Annotated in this window: 10 protein-coding genes and 1 pseudogene; 4 read left to right on the top strand and 7 right to left on the bottom strand. The window is 70.1% G+C overall.

Annotation, left to right across the window (positions count from 1 at the left end; translation table 11 throughout):
• Window positions 1–188 (bottom strand): annotated as a pseudogene (locus H590_RS17815) (ISL3 family transposase); the annotation flags it as partial.
• A gap of 514 nt (window positions 189–702) precedes the next feature.
• Between H590_RS17815 and H590_RS14955 the strand changes: the two are divergent.
• The 3 genes from H590_RS14955 (at window position 703) to H590_RS0104870 (ending at window position 5,326) form a co-directional block, all read left to right on the top strand.
• The gene (locus tag H590_RS14955) at window positions 703–1,401 is read left to right on the top strand and encodes an ATP-binding cassette domain-containing protein (RefSeq protein ID WP_051238182.1); all 699 of its coding nucleotides are present in this window, start codon (window positions 703–705) and stop codon (window positions 1,399–1,401) included.
• The gene (locus H590_RS0104875) at window positions 1,401–4,571 is read left to right on the top strand and encodes a YhgE/Pip domain-containing protein (protein ID WP_028702684.1); all 3,171 of its coding nucleotides are present in this window, start codon (window positions 1,401–1,403) and stop codon (window positions 4,569–4,571) included. Before H590_RS14955 ends, H590_RS0104875 begins: the two co-directional genes overlap by 1 nt.
• Before the next feature lie 86 nt (window positions 4,572–4,657).
• Window positions 4,658–5,326: a TetR/AcrR family transcriptional regulator gene (locus H590_RS0104870; RefSeq protein WP_051238181.1), complete on the top strand. Its 669-nt coding sequence runs from the start codon at window positions 4,658–4,660 to the stop codon at window positions 5,324–5,326.
• Window positions 5,327–5,342: 16 nt separating this feature from the next.
• Here the strand turns inward: H590_RS0104870 and fni are convergent, their stop codons facing one another.
• The 6 genes from fni to H590_RS0104840 form a co-directional block, all read right to left on the bottom strand.
• On the bottom strand, window positions 5,343–6,494 hold the full coding sequence (gene fni / locus H590_RS0104865; protein WP_051238180.1) for a type 2 isopentenyl-diphosphate Delta-isomerase: 1,152 nt from the start codon (window positions 6,492–6,494) through the stop codon (window positions 5,343–5,345).
• Entirely contained in the window at window positions 6,491–7,597 is a 1,107-nt protein-coding gene (locus tag H590_RS0104860; protein WP_028702681.1) for a phosphomevalonate kinase, read from the bottom strand. The genes fni and H590_RS0104860 overlap by 4 nt, the downstream gene beginning before the upstream one ends.
• A complete protein-coding gene (gene mvaD, locus H590_RS0104855; RefSeq protein ID WP_028702680.1) occupies window positions 7,594–8,589 on the bottom strand; it encodes a diphosphomevalonate decarboxylase in 996 nt (331 codons plus the stop codon). The genes H590_RS0104860 and mvaD overlap by 4 nt, the downstream gene beginning before the upstream one ends.
• Before the next feature lie 10 nt (window positions 8,590–8,599).
• Entirely contained in the window at window positions 8,600–9,556 is a 957-nt protein-coding gene (gene mvk, locus H590_RS14950) for a mevalonate kinase (RefSeq protein WP_036981067.1), read from the bottom strand.
• 188 nt (window positions 9,557–9,744) lie between these two features.
• Window positions 9,745–10,515 (bottom strand): dimethylargininase, encoded by a 771-nt coding sequence (gene ddaH / locus H590_RS0104845; protein WP_028702679.1) that lies wholly within the window; start codon window positions 10,513–10,515, stop codon window positions 9,745–9,747.
• Between the two features lie 98 nt (window positions 10,516–10,613).
• Window positions 10,614–12,071 (bottom strand): amino acid permease, encoded by a 1,458-nt coding sequence (locus H590_RS0104840; protein WP_084149278.1) that lies wholly within the window; start codon window positions 12,069–12,071, stop codon window positions 10,614–10,616.
• Between the two features lie 149 nt (window positions 12,072–12,220).
• On the opposite strand from H590_RS0104840, the gene H590_RS0104835 reads away from it, so the two are divergent.
• Window positions 12,221–13,012: an HAD-IIA family hydrolase gene (locus tag H590_RS0104835; protein ID WP_036981065.1), complete on the top strand. Its 792-nt coding sequence runs from the start codon at window positions 12,221–12,223 to the stop codon at window positions 13,010–13,012.
• Window positions 13,013–13,019: the final 7 nt, after the last annotated feature.

Below are 13,019 nucleotides of genomic sequence, written 5' to 3'. Positions count from 1 at the left end.
CGACGGATCACCGTGTCGCGCGGGGCGCCCTCGCATCCACACTCGCGGCACCACCGGTCCGGCTCCACGACACGGCACTCGATCACCGCCCGATCCGGGTCCAGACGCTGCCCGACAGCCTCCAGGCCGAGCTCGTCGAGACCGCAGAACGTGGTCAGGCAAGGTGTAGTGAAAGTAGGGTGTGACACGTCGAGGTCTTCCGGCAGATGGCGAGTGTGAGAACTTCCATCCTCAGGGAGACCTCGACCCCTACCCGGCCACCGACACGCTCAACCCGCTACACCCTCGTTCGTGAAGAGCCGGATAAATCCCACGTATTGGTCTTCTTTTCCGCGGTGGGAGAACTGGGGAATTTCCAGCGGGCTGCGCCGTTTCTGCTGTTCGGGCCATCGCATTACATGAGCCACGAAAACACCGTGGACGTCATTGTGGAAGCCGCACATGGCGTCATATCGGGGGCAATGGGGCGGGGTCGGATCTGCCGCCCGTCCTCATCCGAGGTCTGCGGGCAGCTGGCTGTGAGCCACTCCGCCGGGTGCCGCACGCCTGCCGGCACAGACCCGCTGGCGCAGACCCGTCAGTACTGACGCGACTGTACGGACGCGACAGGGGCGCCATCTCATCGATTCTGATTTGTACTGACCGGTCAGTATAGTGCTCGACGGGTGCAGGTCGCACCGCGCGTAGGTACAGGAGAGTGTGATGACGAAACTCGCCATCCAGGCTGGGGACCTTCACCTGGCGAGCAGGCGAGGTCTGGTCTACGGACCCCTCGACTGGACGTTGGAGGAAGGGCATCTGGGGATCGTCACCGGTCCTCCGGACAGCGGCAAGTCCACCCTGATGCTCACCCTCGCCGGGCGGATGCGACCCTCGAGGGGATCGCGACTCGAGGTCCTGGGGCACCAGTTGCCCGCCTCGGAACGCTGGGTCCAGCGCCACACCTCGGTCACCGGGGTCGCCGGTCTCGACGATCTGGACGACGTCGTGACGGTGCGCTCGACCGTCCGCGAACGGCTCGCCTGGCTCGCGCCCTGGTACAAGATCGTGCGTTACCCCGGCAACGAGCAGATCGCCGAGATCTGCCGGCTCGCCTTCGGCGATCTGCCGGTTCCCACTGCGAAGACCCGCGTCTACGAGCTGGACGAGCCGTCCAACCTGCTGCTGCGCATCGCCCTGTCTCTTGCCAGCAGTCCGGCGCTGATCACCGTCGACGCCGTCGACCAGCTCCACGACCTGTCCGACCAGGACACCGTCTGGTCGCGGCTGGACGCCATCGCGGCATCGGGTGTCACCGTGGTCGCCTCCACGACCGACGCGCACGAGCTCGACCGCATCCCCTGGACGACCGAGCCGTCCCACCTTGATCTGACCACCACCGACATCGCCGAGGAGGCGTGATGTTCGCCTGGACATCTCACGGAACCGAACTCAAGAGGTTCTTCCGGCAGCCCATCACCCGGATGGCCCTCGCCGTGCTGCTGCTCATCCCACTGCTCTACGGCGCCATGTACGTGTGGGCGTTCTGGAACCCGGTCGACCGTCTTGACGACCTGCCGGTGGCGCTGGTGAACCAGGACGTCGCCGTTCAGAGCAACGGCAGGACCGTCCACGCCGGCACCGATGTGGTCACCACACTGGTCGACCGGAAGCCACTGGGATGGCACCTGGTCGACTCCTCGACCGCGGCCGACGGAGTGAAGTCCGGCAAGTACTACTTCTCGGTGACGATCCCTGCGACCTTCTCCTCCGACATCGTCTCCCTCGGCAGCCAGGATCCGACCTCCGCCGAGATCAAGGTCACCTACAACGACTCGAACTCCTTCCTGGCCACCGAGCTCGGCAGCAACGCCATGACCCAGATCCGCGACGTGGTGTCCCAGAAGATCGGGCAGACGGCGGCCAAGACCCTTGTCGTGGGACTCGGTGACGCCCGGAACGGCATGACGAAGGCCTCCGACGGCGCCTTCGTCCTGCAGGACGGTCTCAAGAAGGCCAAGGACGGTTCCACGACGCTGAGCGTGGGGACCAGAGAACTCGCCGCCGGCACCGCGCAGCTGGCGGCGGGGGCCGGAACGCTGGCCGATGGCACCGCCAGCGCCGCAGGCAAGGTGTCGACCATGGCCAGCGGGGTGTCGCGGCTCAACACCGGCGCCGAGCAGCTGTCTGCCGGACTCACCGCGCTCCAGAAGCAGACCCCGACCCTGGTCAACGGCATCAACTCGCTGGCCTCCGGAGCGGCGAGCGGCGCCTCGGGTGCACGCGACCTCAGCGATGCCCAGGCCCGATATGTCACCGGCGTCTCGACCGCCTCCGCCGGCGCCCAGCACCTCAGCACCGGCCTCGACAGCGCACTGGCCGGCGCCCGGACGGCCGGGAAGGGAGCCGCGGAGCTGTCCAACGGAGCCTCCGGTCTCACCGGCCTCCAGAAGGGTCTGGCCCAGGCCGCCGATACGACGTCGGGGGCACCGGCCCTGGCCGACGGAGCCACCCGGCTGGCCAACCAGTTCGGGACTCTGGTGACCGGCGTCTCGGAACTGTCCACGGGAGCCAGCCACTTCTCCTCCGGGGCCACGACCTTCTCCTCCGGTGCGACCTCCTTCGCATCCGGGGCGAAGCGCTGGACCGGCGGGGCCCAGACCTGGCTGTCGGGAGCCCAGACCGCCTCGGGATCCCTCAAGACCGGGGCCAGTCAGGTCGCCGACGGGGCGACCTCGCTGAGCCGCGGCGCACGCACCCTGGCCGCAGCCACCGGGAAGGACTCCACGCTCCACCAGGGAGCCGCCCAGGTCGCGGCCGGTACCGACCAGACCGCGACCCAGCTCAAGCAGATCAATGCCGCCGTCATCGCCGCCAGAGCCGAGCTCGACCGAGGCGACACCGCCGGTGTCAACCGGATTCTCTCCGGCCTGGAGACGAGCACCGGCCAGAGTGCCCAGCGTCAGGCCTCCGACCTTGCCGCAGGCGCCTCGCAGGTGCGCGACGGCATCTACTCCAGTGGCGGCACGACGTCGGTGCACGCGGCGGCCCAGAGCCTGGCCGATGGAGCATCCCAGGTCAGCAGCGGCAGCTCGCAGCTCAGCAGGGGAGCGGGGTCGCTCGCCGGCGCCGTCTCCAGCAACGGGCCGCTGGGAACCGGACTGTCCACCCTGTCCGGATCGGTGCCAACCCTGTCCGGAGCCGCCCAGACTCTGACGAAGGGGTCTGGTGAACTCGCCAGCGGCTCGGCCAGTCTGGCCACCGGCGCCAAGACCCTCAGCGGCAGCCAGGGATCGATCAACCAGCTGATGGTCGGGTCGAAGGCACTGTCGAGCGGTATCACCCAGATGAGCACGAAGGCCTCGACCGGCATCCCGACCCTCCAGAAGGGACTCGTCCAGCTCAGCGACGGGCTCAACAACCCCCACTCCGACAGGGGGCTCGTCGCGGGCCTGGCGCAGCTGGACACCGGGGCCAGGAGTCTGTCGGGTGGATTCACCAACCCCGACCCCGGCAGGGGCCTGGTCGCCGGGGCGAAGGCGATCAGTGCCGGCAGCCAGCAGCTCGCCGCAGGGACCTCGAAGATCAGCAGCGGGGCCGGTGCACTCGCCTCTGGGGCCACCACCCTCACCAGTGGCGCGAATCAGTTGGCCGCCGGTGGCAAGCAGGTGGCCTCCGGAACCGGCCAGCTCAACGCCAAGGTGCCGGCGCTGGTGAGCGGAGTCGCGGCTCTCGACCAGGGAGCCCAGAAGATCCACAGCGCCACCACGAAGGTCGATTCCGGCGCGGCCACCCTGGCTGCCAGGACGCCGACCCTGACCACCGGGCTGAGCACCCTCGAGCACGGCGCCACCACGCTGGGAAACAAGCTGAGCAGCGGGGCCGGACAGATCCCCCACGACTCCGCGTCGGTCCAGACCCAGCGGGCCAGGGCCGTCAGCTCACCGGTCGGCCTGGCCAAGCACAACCTGCACCAGGCGGCGTCGTGGGGCGAGTTCTTCGCACCGTTCTTCATCGGCCTGGGCCTGTGGGTCGGTGCGCTGGTCGCCTGGCTGCTGCTGCGCCCGCTCCAGTCGCGGGCCCTGATGACCTCGGTCAGCGGGTTCCGGATGGCGTGGGGATCGCTCAACTCGGCGCTCACCCTGGCCGTGGGACAGGTCTTCATCATGCTCTCGGTGATGCACTTCGCTATCGGCATCAACCCCAACCACGCGGTGGCGACCGTGCTGTTCGCTCTCCTGGTGGCCGCTGCCTTCTTCGCCCTGCAACAGATGCTGCAGATCGGCTTCGGCTCGGCCATCGGTAAGGTGATCATCATCTCGGTGCTGATGCTGCAGTTGGCCTCGGCCGGTGGCACCTATCCGATCCAGACCGAACCGGGATTCTTCCAGGCCGTCAGCCCGTGGATGCCGATGACCTATGTGGTCAACGGACTGAGGCAGGCGATCACCGGCTCGATAGGGCCGAGGTTCTGGACAGCGGTGGCGGTGATGGCCGGAATCTTCGTGGTCTCGTTGGTGCTCTCGTCGATCCTGGCAGCGCGCAAGCGCACCTGGACCCTGTCGCGGCTGCACCCGGCCCTGAAGATCTGATGACGGACCGGGTGGGGTGCCGACCGGGCGGAGTCCGGTCGACACCCCACCCGGTGCGGAACGCTCAACGGTGAGATGGAGGAGTCATGACAACCGGCGGAGACGTACCTGTCGAGCCGCAGTCGGGGCAGGAGTCACATGCCCTCACGAGATCACCCGGGCGACGGGGGGCGACGGCGCAGTCGATTCTGGATGCGGCCACCCACCTGTTCGCCACCCGCGGCGTCTCGGCGACCTCGGTCGACGACATCGCGCTGGCTTCGGGCAGCGCCAAGGGCAGCGTCTACTACAACTTCACCTCCAAGGCGGGTCTGGTGGAGGCCCTGATGGACGAGCACGCCGCCCGGGTCTCCGACTCGATCCGTGAGGCCTCGCGCGGTCTCACCGGCGCCGCACTGCAGCGTGCGGTGGTGGCGACCCTGCTCGCCGACATGCACGAGCACCTCGACTCGGCACGGGTACTGGCCTCGGAGGTGTTCCGCACCGATCGTTCCTGGCGGGAGTCGGTCTCGAGCTGGCGCACCGCGCTGATGGGGCCCCTTGATGCGATCGAGAGCGGCAGTTCCGCCGAGGAGACTGGCAGTGTCGTCAGCAAGGAGAGCCCGGACAGCCGGATCGGCGCCGCGGCCATCGTCGGGGCGACGCTGATAGCCGGCCTGGAGTGGCTGATATTCCACCCGGACCTGCCACTGGACCGGGTCGAGGATCAGATCTTCCGCACCCTCGGGCTCAACTCCCTGCCGCCGACCGAGTGATCCTGCGCAGCAGCGGTCAGGCCTCGCTGCGCCGCGAGTAGGCCCCCGCGTCGATCCCGCGCAGCTGGCAGTACTCCGCCAGGCCCCGGCGCACCAGCAGATCGGTGCGCTGCAGCCCGGCGACGTCGCGGGCCCCCAGCAGGGCGGCCAGCTCCCGGGTGTGCACCTGCCAGCTGGTGATCAGCTCCACCAGGGCGGCAGCGCCGCCGTCCACCACAGCGCTGAGGAAGGATCCGGCCACTCCCACCGATCCGGCTCCCAGGGCCAGACACTTGAGCACGTCGAGCGGGTTGCGCACCCCGCCGGAGGCCAGCAGGGCGGGGTGCTCCTCGAACCCCAGTCGGCCGGCGTCGAGCAGACAGGCCGGGGCCGACTGCCCGAACCCGGTGAGATAGCCGTAGTCGGCCCCGGGGCGCCGGTCGTTCTCGATCCGCAGGAAGTCGGTCCCGCCGCGTCCCGACACGTCGGCGTACCGGACGCCGATCTCCGCGAGCTGACGCAGGGTCCGGGCACTCAGCCCGAATCCGACCTCCTTGACAAGCACCGGGACCGGCACCGCCTCGACGATCCGAGCGATGCCGTCGCGCCAGTCGGCGAAGCGCGGGGCGCCCTCGGGCATCACCGTCTCCTGGACGGCATTGACGTGGACCTGCAGGACGTCGGCCTCCAGCAGCTCGACCGCCCTCACGGCGTCATCGGCCGACCGTCCCACACCGATGTTGGCCATCACCAGCCCGCGCGGGTCCTCGCGCCGGATCACCCGGAACCCCTCGGCGCAGGACGGATCGTCCAGGGCGATAGACACCGAACCGCACCCCATCGCCAGCCCGGTCTCCCGTGCGGCGATGGCCAGCTGCCGGTTGATGTGACCGGTGTGCTCGGTGCCGCCGGTCATCCCGTTGATGTAGAACGGCGACTCCAGACGCTGGCCGGCCAGCTCGACACCCAGGTCGACCTCCTCCAGTGGCACCGCCCCCAGAGCGTGGTGCAGGAACTCCAGGTCGTCGAACTCGTTGACCGGGGACCCTCCCGGGCGCGGGGGACCGCCCTCGCCCTGGTCCCTGCGGCCCGACCACTGCACGACGGCGAGCCGGACGTGGTCCTCCTTGCGGTCGTGGCGCTGAGCCGCGTCGTGACCCCAGTCGGGTCCACTGGGCAGGGCGCTCATCGGGTCGCTCCGCGAGGGTCGCGCTGAGCCGGGTAGGGGCTCAGATCCAGGGGCAGGATGCCGTTGGACCGCCACGCGTCCAGCAACCCGTCGGGGGCACCGCCGTGCGGCATGAGAGCGACTCCGCAGTCCCCGCCGCCGGCCCCCGACGGCTTGGCGGCCGCTCCGGAGGCCTCGGCCAGATCGCACAGGGCGCGCAGCTGATCGGTCTCGATCCTGGTGCCGCGCAGCCTGCCCAGGCCCTGCAGCAGGGTCCGGAAGGAGCCGATCACCCGCAGCACGGTCGCCGGATCACGGCTCCACGCCGCCACCAGCTCATCGACCCCGGTCCGTGCCCCGGCCAGGAAGGCCTCGTAGTGGGCGTCGGCGTCCCCGCGGTCCCCGGGCACCCGCTCCAGGTGCACCCTCTCCACCAGACGCTCGGTGGAGGCCGGCGACCCGGTCCAGCCGACCAGCAGGTCCAGCCCGGCCAGCGGCCCGAGCTGGGCGACCCGGCAGTCGCGCCACACCGGGGCCCCCAGGGTCTCCTCGACCCCCTGGGCGCCGGCGGTGCGCCGGAGGGCGTCGCGGTCGGGGGAGACGTAGTGCACGAAACCGCCGAAGGTGCTGGCCGCGACATCCCCGCCGGAGGCCCGCGGAGCCACCTCCACGGTGGCCAGCAAGCCGATCCGGAACCTCTCGGTGAGGCTGAGACCCATCTGGTAGAACTCGTCCAGGGCCGCCACCACGGCCACCGTCACGGCGGCCGAGGAGCCCAGACCGAACTTGCGACCGTCCTCGTCGTCCAGCTCGGAGTCGATGTGCAGGTCGAAGTAGCGCGGAGCCAGGCCGCGCTCGGCGCGCAACTGCTCCATCACGGCGATGGTGGCGGTGACGTAGTCGTAGGGGCTGCGGTCCACCACGATCCGCCCGTCGGCGTCTCGCACCCAGGTCACCGGGCCGTGGCCGTACCGGGTGGAGTGGACCCGGCCCATCCGGGACCCCTCGGTGAGCCGGACGGTGATGCACCGGTCGACCGCCACCAGGATGGCGGGATGGCCGGGCTCCACCACGGCGTACTCGCCAGCGATGTAGAGCTTTCCGGGGGCACGGGTCTCGATCATCGGGCCATCTCCTCGGTCGGCTCCGGGCTCACCAGGGCGGCGCCGGGGCCCGGACCCATGACGTGCACCCGGTCGGGATCGGCCACCCCCAGGCCGGCCACCGCCGCGGCCACCCGCGGGGCGTCGGACGGGGTGGTGAGCAGACACACATTGGGTCCGGCGTCGGCGGTCGCCCAGGCGACGACCCCGTCGTGGCGCAGCTGCTGGGCGGCGTCGAAGACCTGGAGACTGCCGGGGGCCAGATAGCGCACCGGCGGCATCGAGGACGCGATCACCGCATGCATCCGCAGCGCGTGGGACTCGGTGAGCTGACCGATCCGCTCGATGTCACCGACCCGGCAGGCGGCCTGCATCTGCGCCAGGGTCAGCTCGGTGGACCTCACCCAGGCCGGGTAGAAGGGGGAGGTCTCGTGACTCAGCCGCATCGCCTCGCGGCTGGACATCGCCTTGGGCCGGTCCGAGAGGATCGCCGTGACGAGCCGCAGATCCGGCCCGGGGATCGGCTCGGCGAAGGAGGCCTGGTCGTCGCCGGCGTGCCAGACGGCCAGTCCGGGGACCACCGAGCGACAGGCCGATCCGGAACCGCGGCGGGCCAACCGGCTCAGCTCCCGGCTGTCCATCTCCAGTCCGTAGGCGGCCGCCGCGGCCATAGCCAGGGCGGCGAAACCGGCGGCCGAGGAGGCCAGCCCGGCCCCGGTGGGGGCCTCGTTGTGGGATCGGACGACGGCCGCCCGGTCATCGCCGGCCCACTGCCGCACGATGTCCAGGAACTCGCTGGTGCGCGCTGCCGCCGCCGGCGAGGCGGGCCTGTCGTCGAGGGCGAACAGGTCGTCCCCCGGCTCATCCTTGAGGGTCACCGTCGTGGTGGTGGCGAGCTGGTCGAGGGTCAGCGACAGCGACCCGGCGTCGGGCAGGATGAGTCGCTCATCGCGCTTCCCCCAGTACTTGACCAGGGCGATGTTCGGGAAGGCGCGGGCGGTGGCCGTCGTCATGCCGCAGTCCTCAGGCCTGGGAGACGGTGGTCCGCCAGGTGCGGGCGGCACCGGCCCTCCGCAGGGCGTGCTCCAACCGCGCCCCGTGCTCGTCGTCGCGGGCCAGAGCGATGACGCATCCGCCGCGCCCCCCGCCGGTGAGCTTGGCCCCGGTGGCGCCGGCGGCACGGGCCGCGTCGACAAGCCGCTCCAGGGCGACGTCGCTCACCCCGAGCTCGGCCAGGTGACGGTGGGCCTCGAACATCTGGGCGCCCAGCCCCTCCCGGTCGCCGGCGGCCAACTGGTCCAGAGAGCCCTCGGCGATCTCGCCGAGCCGGTCGATGAGGCCGGAGATCCTCTCCGGATCGGCCTTGAGACTGGCACGCACCGCACCCACCGCGCGCGCCGTGGAGCCGGCGTGGCCACTGTCGGCGAGGACGAAGACCAGCGGCGCACCCACCTGGATGTGCGCCACCTCGCCGCCGTGGAAGCGGATCGGCACCTCGGAGATGACCGTTCGCGGGTCCAGTCCGCTCGATCGGCCATGGGCGATCCGCTCGCAGTCCATCGCCACCTCGAAGATCTCGTCGGCGTCCATCTGGACCCCGGCGAGGGCGGCAACGGCCCGGGCCACCGCCACTCCGACGACCGCGCTGGAGCCCAGTCCGCGCTCGTAGGGGACCGTGCTGTCCAGCCGCAGCTCCACCCCCATGTCCGAGATGCCGGTGTGCCGCTGGGCGGAGTAGATCGCCTCGAGCAGCGGCTGGATGCGCGCCGGGGCGTCATCGGCGTCGCCGTGGAACAGGGCGCTGTGGATCCGGGTGCCCTCGCGTCGGGGGCTCACCTCGGCCACCGCGGTGAGAGCGTGCAGGGGGATCGCCACCGCCGGGGCGCCGTAGACCACGGCGTGCTCGCCGAACAGGATCGCCTTGGCGTGGGCGGAACCGAGGACCGGTCCGCCGGCCCGACCGCTGTCTCCCGAGGCCACTCTCCGGATGGACCGGGAAAGTGCTGTCTCAGGGCTCGCCGGTACGTTGCCTTCGGCCTTGATCCTCACGCGTGCTCCTGTCTGGTGCGGGTTTCGGCTGGGGGCGATGAGAAGGTGCTGGCCGACGGCACGGCAGGTGGATCCCTCGCCTCGGGCCACAATAGTCGCCCTCGGACGCATTCCTGTGATCAGGACAGGCAGCGCAACCGCACCGACAGGCAGGTGACGCAGCCCTCCAGCTTCTCGAACTCGCTGATCGCCACCGTCGTCACCTGGTATCCGAGGCTCCCGATGAGCTCGGCGGTGCGCGGCGCGGAGGCCGACATCAGCAGGTGGGAGTCCGACAGGCAGAGCACCGCGGTGCCGTGCTCCTCGGGGACCGGCAGGAAGCGCTCGAAGAGGGCCGGGTCGTCGACGAAGTCGGGGAAGCCGATGACCGTCCCGTCGGGCAGCGCGGTGACGGCGGTCTTGAGGTGCAGCACCCGGGTCACCGGGACAGCCACCACCGTCGCTCCCAGGGGAGACAGAATGGCGCGCAGTTGCGCGATGCCGGCCGGACTGGTGCGCCCGCCCTGACCCACGTAGACGGTGTCGCCGACCTTGAGGACGTCGCCGCCGTCCAGGGTTCCCGGGGCCGTGATCCGGTTGAGGGAGCAGCCCAGCTCCTCGGCCGCAGCCCGCGTTGCGGCGATCTCGCCGCGCCGTGAGGGGGCGCCGGGGTGGGTGGACACCGCCACATTGCGGAACAGCACCACCGAGTCCTCGACGAAGACGGCGTCGGGGCAGTCGTCGGCAGGGGCCACCTCGCGGGTCTGCCAGCCGGCCGCGTGGAGGGCCTCGACGTAGCCCTGCCACTGCTCCAGGGCCAGCGGCAGGTCCACCGGAACCCGCTCGATGTGGTCCACCAGCCCCTCGTTCAGACGCGGGCCGGGCTTGCGGACGAGGGCGATTCTCGACATGGGTTCTCCTTGCGTGTCAGCAATGGTGGGTGAGGACTGAGATGGGTGAGGTCGGTTCAGCGGCGGGTGCCGGGTCGGTCCGCCTGGCCCCGGGGAGGCTAGCGCAGATCCCGCGGCGGGGCGGCGAGCTCGGAGTGCCGCCGGCTCCACGTGAAGTAGAAGACCAGGGCGATCGCGATCCACACGCCGAAGGCCATCAGGGTCAGTGCGTGCAGCCCGGAGACGACGTAGATGCACGCGATGATCGACAGGATCGGGGTGACCGGGTAGCCCGGCACCTTGAACCCGCGCGGCAGATCGGGGGCGGTGCGGCGCAGGATGATGACCCCCAGGGACACCAGGGCGAAGGCCGACAGGGTGCCGATGCTGGTGAGATCGGCGAGGATCCCCAGCGGCAGGAAACCTGCCAGCACCGCCACCGCGAGGCACACGATCCAGGTGTTCAACACTGGCACCCGGGTCCGGGGATGGACCTCGGACAGCTTCGCCGGCACCAGACCGTCGCGGCTCATCGAGTACAGGATCCGGGTCTGGCCGTAGAGGCAGATGAGGGTCACCGAGAAGATCGAGATGACCGCGCCGACCGCCAGCACCGTACCCGGCCACGACGATCCGACCACACCCTCGACGATGTGCGCCAGGCTGGCGGTCTGATCGCTGAAGGCCGAGGCGGGCTGCGCTCCCAGCGCCGAGACGGCCACCAGCAGATAGATGGCCGTCACGATGATGAGCGCGAGGATGAGCGCCCGGGGCACCGCCTTGCGCGGATTGTGCACCTCCCCACCGGTGGTGGCCACGGCGTCCAGCCCGATGTAGGAGAAGAACAGCGAACCGGTGGCCATCGTGACCCCGTGGGCGCCGTAGGGGGCGAAGTTCGAGAAGTGGTCGGCGTGGAAGCCGGTGAAGGCGATCGCCGCGAAGATCACCAGGACGACCATCTTGACGATCACCATGATCGAGTTGGCGCGGGCGGACTCCGAGGCGCCGCGCAGCAGCAGGAGCAGGCACATCCCGACCAGGATGACGGCCGGCAGATTCACCAGACCGCCGGCGTCCGGCGCGGCAGACAGGATCGCGGGGAAGCTGAAGCCGAGCAGATTGTGCATCAGCAGGTTGAGGTACTCCGACCAGCCGACGGCCACCGCGGCGGCGGAGACCCCGTACTCCAGGATGAGGCAGGCTCCCACGATGAAGGCGACCAGCTCGCCCATCGTCGCGTAGGTGAAGGAGTAGGAGGACCCGGAGGAGGGCATCGTCGAGGCCAGCTCGGCGTAGCAGACCACCGTGAGTCCGGCGACCACCGCGGCCAGCACGAATGAGATGAGTACCGCGGGACCGGCCTCGGGGACGGCCTGCGACAGGATGAAGAAGATACCGGTGCCGACGGTGCCACCCACCCCGATGAGGGTGAGCTGAAGGGTCGACATCGAACGCCGCAGGGAGTGCGACTCGTCAATCCGCTCGGGAGTCTGGGCGATCCCCTCGGGGCATCCCTCGTCGCTCACTCCGGCGGGCAACCGTCTCCGGAACAGCTCCTGTGCGGTGGGCGTCCGCATCACGGTCCTCCTGGCTGACATCGACGATGCAAGAACATGCATCCAACCTGGGGATTATGCACCATCGGCCTCGATGGCCCCGGGAACAGGCCCCGGCCCGGGCCGCTTTCCCCGCACCGACGTTGCGGCTTCTGGATAGGCTGGGAGCCATGAGAGAACCTGCAGAAGTCGAGTGCTGGCTCACGGACATGGACGGCGTCCTGGTGCGTGAGGAACATGAGGTCCCCGGTGCCAGTGACCTCATCCGGCGGTGGGTCGACACCTCACGACGATTCCTCGTCCTGACCAACAACTCCATCTTCACCCCGCGCGACCTCGCCGCCCGCCTGGACGCGGCCGGCCTCATCATCCCCGAGGAGAACATCTGGACCTCGGCGCTGGCCACCGCCAGGTTCCTCGCCGACCAGAATCCCGGCGCCCGCCTCTACGTCATCGGCGAGGCCGGCCTGACCACGGCCCTCCACGAGGCCGGCTTCATCCTCACCGACACCGATCCGGACTACGTCGTCCTCGGTGAGACCCGCAACTACTCCTTCGAGGCCATCACCAAGGCCATCCGGTTGATCGGCGACGGCGCCCGGTTCATCTGCACCAACCCCGACGCCACCGGGCCCTCCCCCCAGGGGCCGCTGCCGGCGACCGGTGCGATCGCATCGCTCATCACCACGGCAACCGGCGGACGGCGTCCCTACATCGTCGGCAAGCCCAACCCGATGATGTTCCGCTCGGCCCTCAACCGGATCGAGGCGCACTCCGAGTCGACCGCCATGATCGGCGACCGGATGGACACCGACATGGTCGCCGGCATCGAGGCCGGCCTGCTCACCGTCCTGGTGCTCTCCGGGATCACCCAGCGCGAGGACATCGACCGGTTCCCCTACCGGCCCAACATCATCCTGGACTCGGTCAACGACCTGCTGCCGCTGCTCTCGACTCCCTGAGGCGGGG

This window comes from Acidipropionibacterium jensenii DSM 20535 (assembly GCF_000425285.1).
GTDB lineage: Bacteria > Actinomycetota > Actinomycetes > Propionibacteriales > Propionibacteriaceae > Acidipropionibacterium > Acidipropionibacterium jensenii.
This window is presented reverse-complemented; position numbering and strand designations above follow the sequence as displayed.

Bases quoted from the DNA above. Each gene is read 5' to 3' on its own strand.
- H590_RS0104875 (WP_028702684.1), top strand. From the start codon at position 1,401: ATGTTCGCCTGGACATCTCACGGAACCGAACTCAAGAGGTTCTTCCGG.
- H590_RS0104860 (WP_028702681.1), bottom strand. From the start codon at position 7,597: ATGATCGAGACCCGTGCCCCCGGAAAGCTCTACATCGCTGGCGAGTAC.
- H590_RS0104840 (WP_084149278.1), bottom strand. From the start codon at position 12,071: ATGCGGACGCCCACCGCACAGGAGCTGTTCCGGAGACGGTTGCCCGCC.
- mvaD (WP_028702680.1), bottom strand. From the start codon at position 8,589: ATGACGACGGCCACCGCCCGCGCCTTCCCGAACATCGCCCTGGTCAAG.
- H590_RS0104870 (WP_051238181.1), top strand. From the start codon at position 4,658: ATGACAACCGGCGGAGACGTACCTGTCGAGCCGCAGTCGGGGCAGGAG.
- ddaH (WP_028702679.1), bottom strand. From the start codon at position 10,515: ATGTCGAGAATCGCCCTCGTCCGCAAGCCCGGCCCGCGTCTGAACGAG.
- H590_RS14955 (WP_051238182.1), top strand. From the start codon at position 703: ATGACGAAACTCGCCATCCAGGCTGGGGACCTTCACCTGGCGAGCAGG.
- H590_RS0104835 (WP_036981065.1), top strand. From the start codon at position 12,221: ATGAGAGAACCTGCAGAAGTCGAGTGCTGGCTCACGGACATGGACGGC.
- fni (WP_051238180.1), bottom strand. From the start codon at position 6,494: ATGAGCGCCCTGCCCAGTGGACCCGACTGGGGTCACGACGCGGCTCAG.